Origin of the sequence: Pseudomonas asiatica, assembly GCF_009932335.1 — a bacterium.
Lineage (GTDB): Bacteria > Pseudomonadota > Gammaproteobacteria > Pseudomonadales > Pseudomonadaceae > Aquipseudomonas > Aquipseudomonas asiatica.
In genome coordinates this window covers 1,412,806-1,429,486 of sequence record NZ_BLJF01000001.1, presented here as the reverse complement: position 1 = coordinate 1,429,486, position 16,681 = coordinate 1,412,806, and the positions used below count along the sequence as shown (strand labels likewise).

At 58.0% G+C, this 16,681-nt stretch carries 18 protein-coding genes and 1 tRNA gene; 6 read left to right on the top strand and 13 right to left on the bottom strand.

The features are described from left to right. The first annotated feature begins 6 nt into the window (after positions 1–6). Positions 7–747 carry a DUF3944 domain-containing protein gene (locus GYA95_RS06830; RefSeq protein ID WP_015269884.1) on the top strand — a complete coding sequence of 247 codons (741 nt, stop codon included), beginning with the start codon at positions 7–9 and terminating at the stop codon, positions 745–747. Next, entirely contained in the window at positions 747–1,643 is an 897-nt protein-coding gene (locus GYA95_RS06825; RefSeq protein WP_015269883.1) for a hypothetical protein, read from the top strand. Before GYA95_RS06830 ends, GYA95_RS06825 begins: the two co-directional genes overlap by 1 nt. Positions 1,644–1,760: 117 nt before the next feature. Here GYA95_RS06825 and GYA95_RS06820 read toward each other — a convergent pair whose 3' ends face one another. Further along, complete coding sequence (locus GYA95_RS06820) at positions 1,761–2,498, bottom strand: hypothetical protein (protein WP_015269882.1); 738 nt, start codon at positions 2,496–2,498, stop codon at positions 1,761–1,763. A 232-nt stretch (positions 2,499–2,730) separates the two neighbouring features. Continuing rightward, on the bottom strand, positions 2,731–2,856 hold the full coding sequence (locus GYA95_RS28150) for a hypothetical protein (protein WP_256592549.1): 126 nt from the start codon (positions 2,854–2,856) through the stop codon (positions 2,731–2,733). Between the two features lie 136 nt (positions 2,857–2,992). Between GYA95_RS28150 and GYA95_RS06815 the strand changes: the two genes are divergently transcribed. Further along, a protein-coding gene (locus GYA95_RS06815) for an IS5 family transposase (protein WP_085986357.1) occupies positions 2,993–3,849 on the top strand; the annotation gives its coding sequence in 2 pieces (ribosomal slippage) (positions 2,993–3,334 and positions 3,337–3,849; 855 coding nt in all). A gap of 243 nt (positions 3,850–4,092) precedes the next feature. Here the strand turns inward: GYA95_RS06815 and GYA95_RS06810 are convergent. Then, a complete protein-coding gene (locus tag GYA95_RS06810; RefSeq protein ID WP_015269879.1) occupies positions 4,093–5,145 on the bottom strand; it encodes an ADP-ribosylglycohydrolase family protein in 1,053 nt (350 codons plus the stop codon). Between the two features lie 8 nt (positions 5,146–5,153). Then, complete coding sequence (locus tag GYA95_RS06805; protein ID WP_015269878.1) at positions 5,154–5,414, bottom strand: hypothetical protein; 261 nt, start codon at positions 5,412–5,414, stop codon at positions 5,154–5,156. A 119-nt stretch (positions 5,415–5,533) separates the two neighbouring features. Here GYA95_RS06805 and GYA95_RS06800 point away from each other — a divergent pair, with 119 nt between their 5' ends. Further along, a complete protein-coding gene (locus GYA95_RS06800; protein WP_015269877.1) occupies positions 5,534–6,406 on the top strand; it encodes a helix-turn-helix transcriptional regulator in 873 nt (290 codons plus the stop codon). A 62-nt stretch (positions 6,407–6,468) separates the two neighbouring features. Further along, positions 6,469–7,671, top strand: a complete 1,203-nt coding sequence (locus GYA95_RS06795) for a hypothetical protein (RefSeq protein ID WP_015269876.1) — start codon at positions 6,469–6,471, stop codon at positions 7,669–7,671. A gap of 779 nt (positions 7,672–8,450) precedes the next feature. Here GYA95_RS06795 and GYA95_RS06790 read toward each other — a convergent pair. The 9 genes from GYA95_RS06790 to thrS form a co-directional block, all read right to left on the bottom strand. Next, a tRNA-Pro gene (locus tag GYA95_RS06790) sits at positions 8,451–8,527 on the bottom strand. 112 nt (positions 8,528–8,639) lie between these two features. Then, entirely contained in the window at positions 8,640–8,996 is a 357-nt protein-coding gene (locus GYA95_RS06785) for a MerR family transcriptional regulator (protein WP_003250681.1), read from the bottom strand. Continuing rightward, complete coding sequence (gene ihfA / locus GYA95_RS06780; RefSeq protein WP_003250679.1) at positions 8,977–9,279, bottom strand: integration host factor subunit alpha; 303 nt, start codon at positions 9,277–9,279, stop codon at positions 8,977–8,979. The genes GYA95_RS06785 and ihfA overlap by 20 nt, the downstream gene beginning before the upstream one ends. A gap of 4 nt (positions 9,280–9,283) precedes the next feature. Continuing rightward, the gene (pheT, locus tag GYA95_RS06775; protein ID WP_015269794.1) at positions 9,284–11,665 is read right to left on the bottom strand and encodes a phenylalanine--tRNA ligase subunit beta; all 2,382 of its coding nucleotides are present in this window, start codon (positions 11,663–11,665) and stop codon (positions 9,284–9,286) included. A 33-nt stretch (positions 11,666–11,698) separates the two neighbouring features. Further along, the gene (pheS, locus tag GYA95_RS06770) at positions 11,699–12,715 is read right to left on the bottom strand and encodes a phenylalanine--tRNA ligase subunit alpha (RefSeq protein WP_013972006.1); all 1,017 of its coding nucleotides are present in this window, start codon (positions 12,713–12,715) and stop codon (positions 11,699–11,701) included. 109 nt (positions 12,716–12,824) lie between these two features. Then, positions 12,825–13,181: a 50S ribosomal protein L20 gene (rplT, locus tag GYA95_RS06765; RefSeq protein ID WP_003250671.1), complete on the bottom strand. Its 357-nt coding sequence runs from the start codon at positions 13,179–13,181 to the stop codon at positions 12,825–12,827. A 27-nt stretch (positions 13,182–13,208) separates the two neighbouring features. Further along, the gene (rpmI, locus tag GYA95_RS06760; protein ID WP_003250667.1) at positions 13,209–13,403 is read right to left on the bottom strand and encodes a 50S ribosomal protein L35; all 195 of its coding nucleotides are present in this window, start codon (positions 13,401–13,403) and stop codon (positions 13,209–13,211) included. A 61-nt stretch (positions 13,404–13,464) separates the two neighbouring features. Beyond that, positions 13,465–14,016, bottom strand: a complete 552-nt coding sequence (gene infC / locus GYA95_RS06755) for a translation initiation factor IF-3 (protein ID WP_013972005.1) — start codon at positions 14,014–14,016, stop codon at positions 13,465–13,467. Further along, complete coding sequence (gene thrS / locus GYA95_RS06750) at positions 14,016–15,938, bottom strand: threonine--tRNA ligase (protein WP_015269792.1); 1,923 nt, start codon at positions 15,936–15,938, stop codon at positions 14,016–14,018. The genes infC and thrS overlap by 1 nt, the downstream gene beginning before the upstream one ends. Positions 15,939–16,276: 338 nt before the next feature. On the opposite strand from thrS, the gene GYA95_RS06745 reads away from it, so the two are divergent. Further along, positions 16,277–16,582: a hypothetical protein gene (locus GYA95_RS06745; protein ID WP_015269791.1), complete on the top strand. Its 306-nt coding sequence runs from the start codon at positions 16,277–16,279 to the stop codon at positions 16,580–16,582. Positions 16,583–16,681 lie beyond the last annotated feature (99 nt).

The following is a 16,681-nucleotide window of genomic DNA, read 5'->3' as shown; positions in this document are numbered from 1 at the left end:
TTCAGAATGGGTATTAGCTACCGCGCGGATGATGATCTGGCCTTTCTGCAATATTGCCGGGAAGGCGATATCCGCAACCTGGCGGCCTATCTCATGTTCGACAAGGACGGAGAAAAGCGCAGGGCAAGCGAAATCGCTGATGATCCGCAATTCAAGAAGCTGCAGGGCCAGCCAGATCAATGGCGGCGCTGCTGGCAACTGGTTGCTGGTGAGCTACAACATTTCGCTGGTGACTCAATCGTCAACCTGTTCCGCCGTCAGGGCGTGCTTTACAAGGAAATGCTCTGCGACGTCTGCGACAAGACCGATGTGAAATACGACAGCAAAGCCAGCGCCTACGCGATCGAAAACCAGCTTATCGAGAAGTTGGTGACTAAGAGCTGGGAACAAATGTCGCCAGACCAGCGGCGTAGCACAGCCGAAGAAATGAACATCAACGGCTCGCTCGGGGCGGTGCCTCTGGTCGCGATCCTCAATGCAATTCGTGCAGGTGGTCTGGGCTCATTGCAGTGGTCATCCTGGCTTGCAAGGGGCGCCACTGCTTCATTCAGTAATGCAGTCGGGGTAACCCTGGGTGGCGCTGCGGCTCTGGTAGGTGGGCGCGCGGTTGCGGCCATAGCCGGGCCCTTGGCAGCGCTCGCCGTCACCGTTCCTCTGCTCAGCGGTACGGCGTACCGGGTCACTATCCCAGCTGTCATTCAAATCGCGTTCATGCGGCGACAGTATGAAAAAGAGGATCACTTCTAATGCAGGCAGCAGCAGAACTTCTGGAAAAAATCTGGGTGCTCGACGAGGAGGCTTTTTCGAAAGCCCTTATCGATGCGCTGGCAGCAGGCAAGGCAGTCATTCATGACGGCGTGGCTTATTACGCGGCGGGCAGTGGTAAGACGGGGGTCATCCAGCATCTACCGTTCAAGGAAACCGTGTTCAAGTCCGCCGAAGAAGCACTCAAGGCCGCTCAGATGACCACCGTGATGGCGACCGCCGCGTCCACCTGTGTGATTCTCGGTGCGCTGATTATCCAGACCAAATACCTGGCGGCAAAACTCGACAAGATCCAGAACACCGTCGACGAAATCGCCAAAGAGTTGCATACCCAAAACATCGTCTATTACATGGACAAGGTCACCGACTACATCGGTAGTATCGAAGTAGCCCGCACCTTGCTAAAGGACCGCAGCCTGGCTAGCGAAATCAAGGAGATGGCCCTCCCCTTGCTGGCATCAGCCGCAGCGAAGCGCAATCATGCGATGTCGTTCATCGACAACATTCTGGCGTTGGCGCAGAACAGCAACGAGTTGAGCAGCAAGCACTACGAGCTGGTAGTGAACTTCGCGCACATGATGCTGGAGATCATGCCGCTCGGCATTCATACGGAATATTTGCTGGCGGCCCGGGTAGGCAAACCGATGCTCGCCCAACTCATACTGGAAGATGGCGCAGAGCGTTATCAGGGCGCAATGCAACAATACAAGGCATTCCTCAATGCCCAACATCGTGAACTGGTACGGGGTAACATGGGTGACAAAACCGTGGTCCTGCAGCGTATCGAAGACAAGGCTCGCCACCTGATTCAATCGCAAGAGAATCAACTACTGCTCACGTTGCCCTACGGCCGTATGGCAACGCTCGAGGCTGCATAAGCTCACTAGCAAGCACAGTCGAAAAGGGGCTCGGAGATGAGCCCCAACTCGGCTGGATCAGACGAGGCCCGCTCGCCAGCCAGCCGCAGGTGTTTTCTCAGCATGAACAGCTTACGTTCACCTGCGCAGTAGCTGATGCCGGAAGCGCGCCTCCAGCGAGGGTATTTCCAACAGTACATCTTCATCCTCATAGACATCGTAGGAACGCTCCAACTCGATTTCTCCAGCCATGAATGCCTCATCAAATGGCGCATCTTCGTCGATCTCTTCGTGCAGCGCAGATGTGTAACCCTTGACCCACAGCTTGCGCTTGTCCGCGCTGACAACATAACCCGAGGTGTATTCAGTGCCCGCCAGACGATCTGGTTCGGCAGTACCCTTACGTGCCAACCCAGTGATTGCAATCACCAGATGCGCCAACTCATCCATGTCCGGGCAAACGAACTCGTGAAAGGCCGGCCAAAACGCCATGTCCGCCTCCGAAGCGCGCCACCCCTTGGTGTCATTGACCTCACTCAGATCTTCGTAGGGGTGCGAATGGAACGTACCAATCAGCTCAAGCTGCGGCCAGTATTCGCCGAAGAAATCCCGCTTCATCGCGATGGACTCGAAATCAGGCCGCACCCAGTCGGTGTGCCTCAGTGCCGAGGTCTCGACAGTGGCGACCACCGCGACTAAGCGCGCCGGCACTCCGTTGCGCACCGGTAACGCATACCCCCACAGCAACCCGAACGTCTCGAGCTTCTTGTTGCTTCGACCCCGAGCATGAGCTCTGTGTGACACTTCGTAAGCTTCAATGGCCGAAGTAAGCAGTTGTGGCAGAACATGATCCTCGACGATGACCTGCGTTCGCATTTATTCCTCCTTGGTTTCTGATTGCTTGCCATGTTCCGTGAGGCGCCTATTCATCTTCCATCCAGTACCGGCAAATTGCTGTAACTTTAACCGGTTTTTCAGCCGAGTGCCGGGCAGAGCCCCAGTAGTACTCATTGGTCGAATGCAAATGCATAAATTAATGACAAACTTTCAGCTCCGTAGCCTTCCCGATATCCTCGAACAGGTCGTCAATGCCACAACTCGGCGCACGTCAAACCGAACCGGCGGCGGCCTCCCGCGCCGCTTTCTCACGCTTCATCTCGCTGTATTCGCGGTACAGCTCATAACTCTTGGTAGCGATCACGATAAAACCGACAACGGCAAAGATATTCTTCATGGCTGAATGCTCCTGATTGATCGACTTGTCCGCCTATACCCTAGGCTCTGTACGAAATCCCGAGAAACCCGATCGCTGCCCCTTGAACGCTGAGATTTTGTAGAGTCATCCGCCATCTACGGAAAGGAATTCTGTGATGGCTAAGCGTTACGAACTCTCGGATGAGGCTTGGGCTTTGGTTGCCGATCTCTTCACTGAAACCCATGGTCGGGGGCGGCCCCGCCTGAGTGATCGGCTGATGCTCGATGGCGTGCTCTGGGTGCTCTGCTCGGGTGCTGCGTGGCGAGATATGCCGGAGCGATTTGGCCCGTGGTCAACGGTGTATCAACGGTTCCGGGACTGGCGAAACCAGGGGACGTTCGATCAGATGCTCAAACGCTTGCACCTGAAATTGAATGAGCAAGGCTTGATCGATTTGCAAACCTGGATGATCGACTCAACTGCTGTACGCGCAACCCGAGCCTCTTCTGGCGCCGGGAAAAAAGGGGGCCTGACGAGCCTGCCGATCACGCTCTAGGCCGCAGTCGCGGCGGCCTGACAACCAAGATCCACATGCTCTGCGACGCCAACGGAACACCGTTGCGCTTCCTTCTCTCTGGCGGTCAAGCCAGTGACATCAGCTACGCCCAGCCACTGCTGGACGAAGTCAGCATTCCATCAAGCCAACGAGGTCGTCCGCGCAAGCGCTGCAAATGGCTGCTTGCTGACAAAGGCTACGATGCCGAAGCGCTGCGCCGCTACTGCGACCAGTACCGCATGCAACCCGTCATCCCGATGCGCTCAATGAAGCGCAAACCCAAGCCTGGCTTACCCAGATTGTTTGATCGGCCCAAATATCGACAGCGCAACATCATCGAGCGCATGTTTGGCTGGCTGAAAGAGAACCGCCGCATCGTGACGCGCTTCGACAAGCTCGCGAAAAGCTATGCCGCCATGGTCTCACTGGCTTGTTCCATGCGGTGTCTGCGACATCTCTTTTCGTACAGAGCCTAAAACCGCCGCCGCGCCAGCAACTCCGCCACCGCCCCCGCAAGCCACCCGGCAGTACGCACCTTCAACGCCTTGCCCCCACACTTAGGACACTGATCAATCCACTCCCCCGGCGCCAACGCATCACTGCGCGGCGCCACTGTTTTCGTCCAACCACACCCTTCACATTCAAAAGTGAGGGGCCTGGGTTTGATCGGCATGTTCAATCTCCTTGATCCCTACGCAAACTCACTACCTTCAATGCGTTCAACTCCCGGGATAAGCCAGTTCAATTTGCTCATCAAACTCGCCCCCCACCCCGCAGTACTCCCGCGGAACACGCTCGATATCTTCAGCCACCTGCGCAATCACCTGCCGCAGCTCCAGGCACTCAAGCCACCGGTCAGGAATAGCGCCAGCGCCATACTGCGCCCCCAGCAAGTGCCCGACGACCAGCCCTGTACTGCTGCTGTCACCACTGTGATTAACCGCCGCAATCACCCCTTCTTCAAATGACCGCGCTGTCAGCGCGCACCACAGCCCAATCGCCAGCACCTGTTCAGCGCCCCAACCACCGGCAAAATCGTCTATCCGTTGAGGGCTGGGTGTGTATCCCTCGTAAAAGAAGAACATCACGCGCTCGACAAGGCTGCGCGTTTCCTCGATACCAGGCACCTGCCCATACCTGGCCAGACTCTGCGTCACAGCGTGCTCCAAGCTATCTTGTCGATCGACAACACGCTGCAGAATGTCGGCGAACAGCCCAGCCGCCAAGTAACCTGTCGGGTGCCCGTGCGTCAGGCGCCCGGATTGCGTTGCGTAGTCAAATGCATTGGCAAAGAACGCACAGGGTGCAACATGTACCAAAGCACCGCAGCCCTTGCTGTTGTTTTCGGCAATCATACCCAACCGTCCGCTGACCTTGAGCGCACTCATGCAGGTTATGTCTGGCGCACGACGCGACCAGAGCTCCATTTGCCTGATCAGCCAGCCATCTGTGGCGACCGGTATCAGCGAAGGTTGATCCTGGGTCGTCAGCCAGCGCAGCAGCGCGTGATGAACAATGCTGGGCACATGGCATGCCTGCAGCGAACTCCCTAGCACATAAGCCCGCAGCAAGCCTTCTGCGGTAAAGAGCATCATCTGTGTAGCGTCGCTTATCGCACCGGCGGTGCCATAAGCCGGGGCAAAATCAATGGTGCCCTGCGGCCCGAACCTGGCCTCGATCACAGGCCACTCAAGCAACTCCACCGGGGAGCCTAGCGCATCTCCGACGGCGCCCCCCAGTAGGCAGCCGCTGATCCGTTCAATTCTGTTCATATCGTCCCTTAACGCTCTTCTGCAGAATCCAGGTCCTGCAAAATCACTAACTTGCGCTGCAACTGCGCAACATGCTCCCGCTCTGCACGCAACGCCGACCGCAGCTCGCGGTTTTCCATTTCCCAAATCTGCAGCCAGCGCAGATCCCTCTGGCAGTGCTCGACCTTTTTCCCAAGCTCGCCGAGCCTCAAAGCCTGCTGAATCAGCACCAGCAGGATGATCCCCATCGCCACCAAGGCCCCAGTCGCAACCACTTCCGCCATCGTCATGCTCATATCCTTTGCTGCCCCCGATGTATTCCGAAGACAATCTAAAGATATGTAATGCAAAATTACACGTCTAGAATGTAGACTTATACAGGTAAAGTAATCGCGCACATGGAGAGGGTATGAAACGCAAGCAATCCATCGAGCAGGTACGCTGGGACCTGGCACTTCGCTATCGTTTGATCGAGACCGTTGCCTGGTGGGAAGGCCGGCTGACCACGGGGCACCTGATGCAGAGCTTTGGCATCAGCCGCCAGCAGGCGTCTAAAGACATCAACACCTACATCAGCGAGCATGCGTCCAGAAACTTGACATATGACAAGCGGATCAAAGGCTACGTACCTACGCCGCACTTCAAACCACGCTTCATCGACCTCAGCGCCAGCGCCTACCTCGATATGCTTGCCCAGAACAATGAACGAGCCCCGCATATCGAAGGGCTGAAGCTCGCCTATGCGCATACATTGATGTTGCAAGTTCCCGATCGCAGCATTCAGCCTGAGGTGCTTCGCCCCCTTTTACGGGCTTGCCGGGAAGGGTTGCGACTAGAGGTCGAATACGTTTCGCTGGCCAATCCCGAGCCTGAGATTCGCTTGATCGAACCGCACACACTGATTCATACCGGCATGCGCTGGCACGTTCGGGCCTACTGCGAGAAAAACAGCGCTTACCGCGACTTCGTGCTCAGCCGCATGCGCGGCAAGCCAGACCTACTGGACGGCAATGGCAACGGCATAGAAGGCGATACAATCTGGAACACTGATGTATCGGTGATCCTGGAACCTGACCCGCGGCTCGACGCCGCGCAGAAGGCGATCATAGAGGGTGACTACGGTATGCTGAATGGCCGGCTGGAGATCCCGAGCCGGCAAGCGTTGGTCAAATATGTGCTGCAACGCTATCAAATCGACCCCAAGAACTTGGACCCTAAGCCAGAAGCGCAGCAGGTCGTGATCGCCAACTTGAACGCGCTGAAACCTTGGCTCTACGACTGACTCAACGCGCTCATTGCATCCCATAACCACAAAAACTGCACTCAAGGAAGGAACACACGCTCATGACAGCCGTATCTCCCCCCACATCCAACCAGCAAAGCTCATCCCCCGCTTCAGCGCCCGCCCCCTCCGCCTCCAGCAGTCCCCGACAAGCACTATTCAAACTCCTCTCCGATATCAAATGGTGGCTGCCAGTAGTTTCAACGCTTATCTCAATCTCACTCCTCACCAAGTACCTCTGGGTAATCCATCACCCCGAGTTGATCCTTAGTTCGTTAGGTAATCCTTCGAACCTCGTCGCCTGGTTATTCTTCAACCTGCTGATACTCGCGTCGCTGCTGCTCATCGTATCGGTGCCGTCTTTGGTCTTCACGTTGAGCATGTCTGTATGCACCGTCGATAGAGAGCTGGAAAAGAGACTCGCCTTACGCTTTGGCCTCATCGTAGGCGGGGGCTACCTACTGCTATCGCTCAACCTGCTGGGCGCCCTCTTTGATCACACCATGGCCCCAGGCTACTTCTTCCCTATCGTCGTAGTCGCTGCCGCTTGTGCCGTGATAGTTCTGCTTCGCCGCGATGCGCTCCTGCACAACAAAGTACTGGAGCTGCCGCCTAGTCCTCGCAAACCCTTGCATCGCAAACTCTATTACACAGCCCTCGTTGGCTGGCTAGGTACGCTGCTAGCTTTTACTTCGATGAGTGGAGTCATGCCCGCCCAGCTAGCCATCATGACGTGGCGAGGCGGAGAGAGCGACGAAGAGGCATTCGGGGCTATCGCTCTCTGCTTATTGATAATGTGCCTCTACCTAGCGCCAGTCCTCGTCTTTTATTTGACAAACGGCAATGCGATGCAGCGCACTGGCCGAGCCGCACTGGTGCTGCTCGGGTGCATCTTCGTCAATGCCATGCTGTTGCCGGCCCTCTTGGACCTGTGGGTCTATTCCGCCGCCAATCTGATCAAAATCAGGGACAATACCGAGTTGAGCTATGTGTTGAACGAAAAGGATTATCCGAAGGAGGTATTCAGTAGCGCCCCGTGGCAACTGGAGAGCTACGAGGGGCCGAATGGTTTGTACAGTGTCAGGGCGTTTCGTCAGTTCCGCTTCGGCGATACGTTGTTGATCTGTCCCGCTAGCTACCGAAATATCGCTTTGAAAGAGATCGACAGCTACGCACATCGCTGTATTGCGTTGTCCGAGGCCAAGGTGCATGTAGCCGCTCCTGTATTAAGCAAGGATGCCGCAACGGTAGCCAAGCCGAATTGATCCTGCCCCCATGCCTACTCACGTTCCGGTGTTGATTGAATACCGGAACGCAAGATCTAAATCTGTCCCCTTTTATCGCTCACCTTGCAGATCGGCCCGTCGTCACGCTTCCATGATGCCGTGACGCTGATGTTCTAACAGCCACTGAAACCCCTTGGCTGTCTCTGCGCCCCCATTGACAGGATGACCCGACGGTATTTTTCCAAGATGTGCTGAAGGACTGTTTGTCTTCAGCTGGCTGTCCGATTGGTGCCAAGGGCGCATGGATTACTGTGTTGGATATTTTCCGGTGCCAATCTGTTAGCTGCCGCACAAAAAAGTGCTCAAAAAGCACCTTCCATCGGAATCCAGATCACGCTGCGTTCCAACTGGTATTCCAACCAAGTTGACCCAGAGAATATTAACTAGAAAAAATAGATAGATACCGACTTGTTTAAAATCACCCCGGCGCTCTCGATGCATAGGTCGCGCACTCCGTAGCACGACCAGTGACAAGCTGCTTACGGTCCAACACAAGAGTTCAGCCCGCAAATCTATTCGCCCACACAGCCCCTCATCGCTTAGCGCAGGGAGCATCCGTAGCTGGACAGCGAATTGAACCAGGGTAGCCCACCCCTTTACGAAACGCCTGCTCAGTTACGAGGCTCGCGAAACGATGGGCACAGCTATCTTGCCTAACCGAATCACAAGATTGATTAATGAAACAAGCGAAGCCTCTAAAAAACCAAGAACTCCAGAAACAACAAAGCCACCCGAAGGTGGCTTAGTCGTTTAAATAATGGTCGGGACGGAGTGATTCGAACACTCGACCCCTTGCACCCCATGCAAGTGCGCTACCGGGCTGCGCTACGCCCCGACTGGGCTTTGAAGCATGTTCTCAATGTTACCGAGAACGTTGAAGAATGTACCCTAACCTCCTGATAAATGAAAGCTTTTTCTCAAAAAAATTCACTCATCAAAAACCCAGGTCACTTCTTCAACACCACCAACACATCCTCCAACTCGACAATCATCTGCCGAATCAGCTGCTTGTACTGGCTAGACTCATCCTTGGCCTCATCACTGGAAAGCCTCAACCGAGCCCCGCCAATGGTAAAGCCCTGGTCATAAAGCAGCGCACGAATCTGGCGAATCATCAGCACATCCTGCCGCTGATAGTACCGCCGATTCCCCCGCCGCTTCACGGGATTGAGCTGATCGAACTCCTGCTCCCAATACCGCAGCACGTGCGGTTTTACCGCACAAAGCTCACTCACCTCACCAATGGTGAAGTACCTTTTGCCCGGTATGGGGGGCAGTTCGTCGTTATGGCTTGGTTCCAGCATAGGCCTCAACCCGGGCCTTCAACTTCTGCCCTGGACGAAAGGTGACGACGCGCCGTGCAGTGATCGGGATTTCTTCCCCTGTCTTGGGGTTGCGGCCCGGCCGCTGGCGTTTGTCGCGAAGGTCGAAGTTGCCGAAACCGGACAGCTTGACCTGCTCGTTCTCTTCAAGTGCGTGCCGAATTTCTTCAAAAAACAGCTCGACCAGCTCCTTGGCCTCACGCTTGTTAAGCCCCAGCTCCTCGTACAGCCTTTCGGCCATCTCAGCTTTCGTCAGAGCACCCATGCCGTTATTTCCTTAACGTGGTGTTCAACCTTTGTTCGAGCGAGGTGAGGATGTTTTGCAGTGCGGCGTTCACCTCATCGTCGTTAAGAGTGCGCGATGGATGCTGCCAGGTCAAGCCGACGGCAAGGCTTTTTCTATCAGGATCAATGCCTTTACCTTGGTAGACATCAAACAGCCTGAGGTCTGTGAGCCATTCGCCTGCATTGTCACGAATTACTTCAAGCACCGAGCTAGAAGCTACATCACGTCCTGCGATCAAAGCCAGGTCGCGGCGGGTTTCCGGGAACTTGGACAGCTCGCTGAACTTCGGCAGGCGGCCTTCGACCACGTCGCCCAGCACCAGTTCGAACAGGAACACCGGGCGGTCCAGGTCCAGGGCTTTTGCCAGCTCTGGGTGGATGGCGCCGAGGTAGCCGACCAGCTTGCCGTCACGCTCGATGGCGGCGGTCTGGCCTGGGTGCAGGGCTGGGTGCTTGCCGGCGCTGAAGGTGAAGTCGCTCAGGGCACCGGAGTAGCCCAGCAGGGCTTCCACGTCGGCCTTCACGTCGAAGAAGTCGACGCCGTCGCGGCCGTTGGCCCAGCCTTCTGGCAGGCGGCTGCCGGTGACTACGCCGGCGATCATCGGCTGCTGCTTCAGGTCGCCGAGCTGGCCGACGAAGCGCAGGCCGCTTTCGAACAGGCGCACGCGGTCTTGCTGGCGGTTCAGGTTGTGCTGCAGTGCCTTGACCAGGCCCGGCCACAGGGACGCGCGCATGGCGGCCATGTCGCTGGAGATGGGGTTGGCCAGCAGCAGCGGCTCTACGCCCGGGCTGAACAGTTCGAACAGTTTCGGGTCGATGAAGCTGTAGGTGATGGCTTCCTGGTAGCCGCGGGCAACCAGCAGGCGGCGCAGGGTCGGCAGGTCACCGCGGGTTTCCGGCTTGCCCTGGGGGGCCAGGCGGGCTTGCGGGTAGCGAACCGGCAGGTTGTTGTAGCCGTACAGGCGGGCCAGCTCTTCGATCAGGTCCACTTCCAGGCTGATGTCGAAGCGGTGGCTCGGCACGTTCACCGTCCACTGCCCTTCCCCGCTCTTGGTGGTGGTCAGCTCCAAGGCGTTGAGCAGCTGCTCGACCTGGGCTGGGTCCATTTCCATGCCGAGCATCTGGGTGATGCGTTCGGCGCGCAGGGTGACCGGGGCCACTTGCGGCAGGTGCTGTTCGCTGACGGCTTCGACAACCGGGCCGGCTTCGCCGCCGACGATGTCCAGCAGCAGCTGGGTGGCGCGTTCCATGGCTTCGCGGGCCAGCTGCGAGTCTACTCCGCGCTCGTAGCGGTGCGAGGCGTCGGTGTGCAGGCCGTAGGAACGGGCTTTACCGGCGACGGAGATCGGCTCGAAGAAGGCGCTTTCGAGGAACAGGTCGCGGGTTTTTTCGGTGTTCACACCGCTGTGCTCGCCACCCATGACGCCGGCGATGGCCAGGGCGCGGGTGTGGTCGGCGATTACCAGGGTGTCGGCGCGCAGGGCAACTTCCTGGCCGTCGAGCAGGACGAGCTTCTCGCCCTCTTCGGCCATGCGTACGCGGATGCCGCCGTTGATTTCTGCCAGGTCGAAGGCGTGCATCGGCTGGCCGAGTTCGAGCATCACGTAGTTGGTGATGTCGACGGCGGCGTCGATGCTGCGCACGTCGCTGCGGCGCAGGCGTTCGACTATCCACAGCGGGGTCGGCTTGCTCAGGTCGACGTTACGGATGACGCGGCCCAGGTAGCGTGGGCAGGCAGCCGGGGCGCTGACTTCGACCGGGCGCACTTCGTCGTGGGCAGCCGGTACGGCTGGCACTACCGGGCGGGTGACCGGGGTGTCGTACAGGGCGCTGACGTCGCGGGCCAGGCCTGCGATGGACAGGCAGTCGCCGCGGTTGGGGGTGAGGCCGATTTCGATGCTGGCGTCGTCCAGGCTCAGGTACTGGCGAATGTCTTCGCCAACCGGGGCGTCGGCAGCCAGTTCCAGCAGGCCGTCGTTCTCTTCGCTGATTTGCAGCTCGGCAGCCGAGCACAGCATGCCGAAGGACTCGACGCCGCGCAGCTTGGCCTTCTTGATCTTGAAGTCGCCTGGCAGTTCGGCGCCGATCATGGCGAACGGGATCTTGATGCCTGGGCGGGCGTTAGGGGCGCCGCACACGACCTGGAAGGTTTCCTGGCCGCTGCTTACCTGGCACACGCGCAGCTTGTCGGCGTCCGGGTGTTGTTCGGTGGCGAGGATTTCGCCCACGACGATGCCGCTGAACTGGCCGGCAGCGGGGGTAACGCTGTCAACTTCGAGGCCGGCCATGGACAGGCGGGCAACCAGTTCGTCACGGGAGACTTGCGGGTTTACCCAACCGCGCAGCCACTGTTCACTGAATTTCATGCTGTTCTCCTGAAAGTTGCGTCGGGCATTGACCTAGCGGAATTGCGCGAGGAAGCGCAGGTCGTTGTCGAAGAACAGACGCAAATCGTTGACGCCGTAGCGCAGCATGGCCAGGCGCTCGGCGCCCATGCCGAAGGCGAAGCCCTGGAACTCTTCAGGGTCGATGCCGGACATGCGCAGCACGTTCGGATGCACCATGCCGCAGCCCATCACTTCCAGCCAGCCGGTCTGCTTGCACACGCGGCAGCCTTTGCCGGAACACATCACGCACTGGATGTCGACTTCGGCGGACGGCTCGGTGAAGGGGAAGAACGATGGGCGGAAACGTACCGCCAGTTCTTTTTCGAAGAACACGCGCAGGAACTCTTCGATGGTGCCCTTGAGGTCGGCGAAGTTGATATCGCGATCGATCAGCAGGCCTTCGACCTGGTGGAACATCGGCGAGTGGGTGATATCCGAGTCGCAGCGGTATACGCGGCCCGGGCAGACAATGCGGATTGGCGGCTGGGTGGACTCCATGGTCCGCACCTGCACCGGCGAGGTGTGGGTGCGCAGCAGCATGTTGGCATTGAAGTAGAAGGTGTCGTGCATCGCCCGGGCCGGGTGGTGGCCGGGGATGTTGAGCGCTTCGAAGTTGTGGTAGTCGTCTTCCACCTCTGGGCCTTCGGCAATGCCGTAGCCGATGTGGGTGAAGAACTGCTCGATGCGCTCGAGTGTACGGGTGATCGGGTGCAGGCCACCGGTGGCCTGGCCGCGGCCTGGCAGGGTGACGTCAATGCATTCGGCAGCCAGGCGAGCGCTGAGCTCGGCTTCTTCGAAGGCGGCCTTGCGGGCATTGAGCACAACGGTAACGCGCTCTTTGGCGTCGTTGATCAGCGCGCCGACTTTCGGCCGCTCTTCGGCTGGCAGGTTGCCCAGGGTCTTCATCACCTGGGTCAGCTCGCCTTTCTTGCCGAGATAATTCACCCGGATCTGTTCCAGGGTATTGATGTCTTCAGCGCGCTCCACGGCCTCTAGGGCTTGGGAGACCAACGCATCCAGGTTTTCCATGTACAGACTCCAGATACGAAAATAGGGGAAGAGCTTTGAAGGCTCTTCCCCTATCGATGACGTTCAATGCCCGACGGCGCTAGCGCCGCCGGGTGATTGTCGCGGGTACTTAAGCCAGAACGGCTTTAGCTTTCTCGACAATCGCAGCAAACGCCGCTTTTTCGTTCACTGCCAGATCGGCCAGAACCTTACGGTCGATTTCGATCGAAGCCTTTTTCAGGCCAGCAATCAGACGGCTGTAGGACAGACCGTTGGTGCGGGCACCGGCGTTGATACGAGCGATCCACAGTGCGCGGAACTGACGCTTCTTCTGACGACGGTCACGGTAGGCATATTGACCTGCCTTGATGACAGCCTGCTTGGCAACGCGGAATACGCGCGAGCGTGCACCGTAGTAGCCTTTAGCCAGTTTCAGAATTTTCTTGTGACGCTTACGAGCGATGACGCCACGCTTAACACGAGCCATGAGTAACTTCCTCTATCTAAACCAGAATTAACGTACGCGCAGCATGCGCTCGACTTTTGCCACGTCAGACGGGTGCAGCAGGCTGGCACCGCGCAGTTGACGCTTACGCTTGGTCGACATTTTGGTCAGGATGTGGCTCTTGAAAGCGTGCTTGTGCTTGAAGCCGGAAGCGGTCTTCAGGAAGCGCTTCGCAGCACCGCTCTTGGTTTTCATTTTTGGCATGTTGGAACTCCGCATTCGATAAAATTACACAATAATCATCAGGCCTGCCGTGCCCGGGAGATTACTTCTTCTTTTTGGGGGCGATGACCATCATAAGCTGGCGTCCTTCCATCTTCGGATGCTGCTCAACGGAGCCGTATTCGGCGAGGTCGGCTTCGACCCGCTTCAACAGCTCCATGCCCAGCTCCTGGTGGGCCATCTCACGGCCGCGGAATCTCAGAGAGATCTTGGCCTTGTCCCCATCGGTAAGGAAACGTACCAGGTTGCGTAGTTTTACCTGGTAATCCCCTTCTTCCGTCCCTGGACGAAACTTGATTTCTTTGATCTGGATCTGCTTCTGGTTTTTCTTGGCTTCGTTGGCCTGCTTCTTCTTCTCGAAGAGGTGCTTGCCGTAGTCCATCACCTTGCAGACGGGCGGTTGCGCGTCGGCGGAGATTTCCACCAGATCCAGCTTCGCTTCATCAGCGATACGAAGCGCTTCATCAATCGAGACGATGCCAATCTGCTCGCCGTCAGCGCCAATTAACCGAACCTCGCGTGCCGAGATATTCTCGTTGATCGGGGCTTTCGGTGCAGTTCGTTTATCGTTTCTCATTTCACGCTTAATAGTCATTACTCCGATTCTAGGCGACCGCGCTGGGCAACAGCGCTGTTGAGCAGCTGCGTGAATTCAGCCACCGGCATGGAGCCGAGGTCTTTGCCTTCACGGGTGCGTACGGCGACGGTCTGCGTTTCGACTTCGCGATCCCCTATAACCAAAAGGTACGGGACCTTGAGCAAAGTATGCTCGCGGATTTTAAAGCCGATCTTCTCATTTCTCAAGTCCGACTTGGCACGGAAACCGCTACCGTTCAGGGTATTTTCCACCTCGAGGGCGAAATCGGCCTGCTTGTCGGTGATGTTCATGATCACGGCCTGGGTTGGGGCCAGCCAGGCCGGGAACACGCCGGCGTAGTGCTCGATCAGCATGCCGATGAAGCGCTCGAACGAACCGAGGATGGCGCGGTGCAGCATGACCGGGCGAACACGGCTGTTATCTTCGGCGATATAGCTGGCATCCAGGCGTTCTGGCAGGTTCGGGTCGTACTGCAGGGTACCGCACTGCCAGTTACGGCCGAGGCAGTCGCGCAGGGTGAACTCGATCTTCGGGCCGTAGAAGGCGCCCTCGCCCGGCTGGTATTCCCACTCCAGGCCCGATTCGTTCAAGGCGTCGGCCAGTGCACCTTCGGCACGGTCCCACAGCTCTTCGGAACCCACGCGCTTGGCCGGGCGGGTCGACAGCTTCATGGCGATGTCGGTGAAGCCGAAGTCCTTGTACACGTCCAGGGTCAGCTTGATGAAGTCGGCGGCTTCTTTCTTCACCTGTTCTTCGGTGCAGAAGATGTGCGCGTCGTCCTGCACGAAGCCACGCACGCGCATGATGCCGTGCAGGGCGCCGGACGGCTCGTTACGGTGGCAGGCACCGAACTCGGCCAGGCGCAGCGGCAGGTCGCGGTAGCTCTTCAGGCCCTGGTTGAACACCTGCACGTGGCACGGGCAGTTCATCGGCTTGACCGCGTAGTCACGGCTTTCCGACGAGGTGGTGAACATGTTCTCGGCGTAGTTGGACCAGTGGCCGGAACGTTCCCAGAGAATGCGGTCGACAACCTGCGGGGTCTTGATTTCCTGGTAGCCGTTGACGCGCTGGACCTGGCGCATGTACTGCTCGAGTACCTGGTACACGGTCCAGCCGTTGGCGTGCCAGAACACCATGCCCGGGGCTTCTTCCTGCAGGTGGAACAGGTCGAGCTGCTTGCCGATCTTGCGGTGGTCGCGTTTTTCGGCTTCTTCGATGCGCTGGATGTACGCAGCCAGCTGCTTCTTGTCGGCCCAGGCGGTGCCGTACACGCGTTGCAGCTGTTCGTTCTTGGCATCACCGCGCCAGTAGGCGCCGGACAGCTTGGTCAGCTTGAATGCCTTGAGGAAGCGGGTGTTCGGCACGTGCGGGCCGCGGCACATGTCGACGTATTCTTCGTGGTAGTACAGGCCCATGGCCTGCTCGTCCGGCATGTCTTCGACCAGGCGCAGCTTGTAGTCTTCGCCACGGGCCTTGAACACGTCGATGACTTCGGCGCGCGGGGTCACCTTCTTGATGACGTCGTAGTCCTTGTCGATCAGCTCCATCATGCGCTTTTCGATGGCGGCCATGTCTTCAGGGGTGAAGGGGCGCTCGAAGGCGATGTCGTAGTAGAAGCCTTCGTCGATGACCGGGCCGATCACCATCTTGGCGGTCGGGTACAGCTGTTTCACCGCGTGGCCGACCAGGTGGGCGCACGAGTGACGGATGATCTCCAGTCCCTCTTCATCTTTAGGGGTGATGATCTGCAGGGTGGCGTCGTTGCTGATCAGGTCGCAGGCATCGACCAGTTTGCCGTCGACCTTGCCGGCCACGGTGGCCTTGGCCAGGCCGGCGCCGATGGAAGCGGCGACTTCGGCTACGGATACGGCATGATCGAACGAACGTTGACTGCCATCGGGAAGAGTAATAACGGGCATGGCGCCTCCTCTCCTAGTGGTGACCCCTACCAAAGGTCACGTGGGTTGGGATGAGCCAGTACAAGATCCGACCTGCCTTCCCGCAACGGGAAGCCTGCCTCACAGTGGCAGAAGCCTTTCGGCTTGCCAGGGACGAACCAGAGTGACTGGAAAGAAAAAAGATAGCTGCAAGCTGCAAGTTGTCAGCTGCAAGCCGGGCATGCTAGCACGCGGGTTGCACGCCAGGCAGAAATATTTGGAAATTACGCCGCAGCGGTGAACTAACGCGGAAAAATTCCTATCAGACCTTGGGAAGCAACCTACTCTTGATGAGACCTTAACCCAAGGAGTAACTGGTTATGCGAGTTCCGTCTCTTCTGGCCCTGGCGGCCGCTGGGGCCCTGCTGCTGCCCATGGCTGCGAACGCCGGCAACTTCCCGGCCGGGAAGGAAGCCGCCTACATGACCCAGTGCACGCAAGTGGCTCAAGGCCAAGGCGTTGACGCTGCGGCCGCGAAAAAACACTGCGACTGTGGCGCGCAAACCATCAAAAAGAATTTCACCGACGCGGAAATTGCCGACCTCGACAGCAACGATGGCGTGGACGCCAAGCTGATGCAGAAGGCCCAGATGGTCGTGAAACAGGCCTGTGCACCGAAGAGCTGAAACCTTAAAGCCAGAGCAGACCAGCCATTCTTTGAGCTGGATCAACATCCTGCGAAGGTAAAAGGCGCTAGATGCGCAGAATTAGACTATGATGTGTTC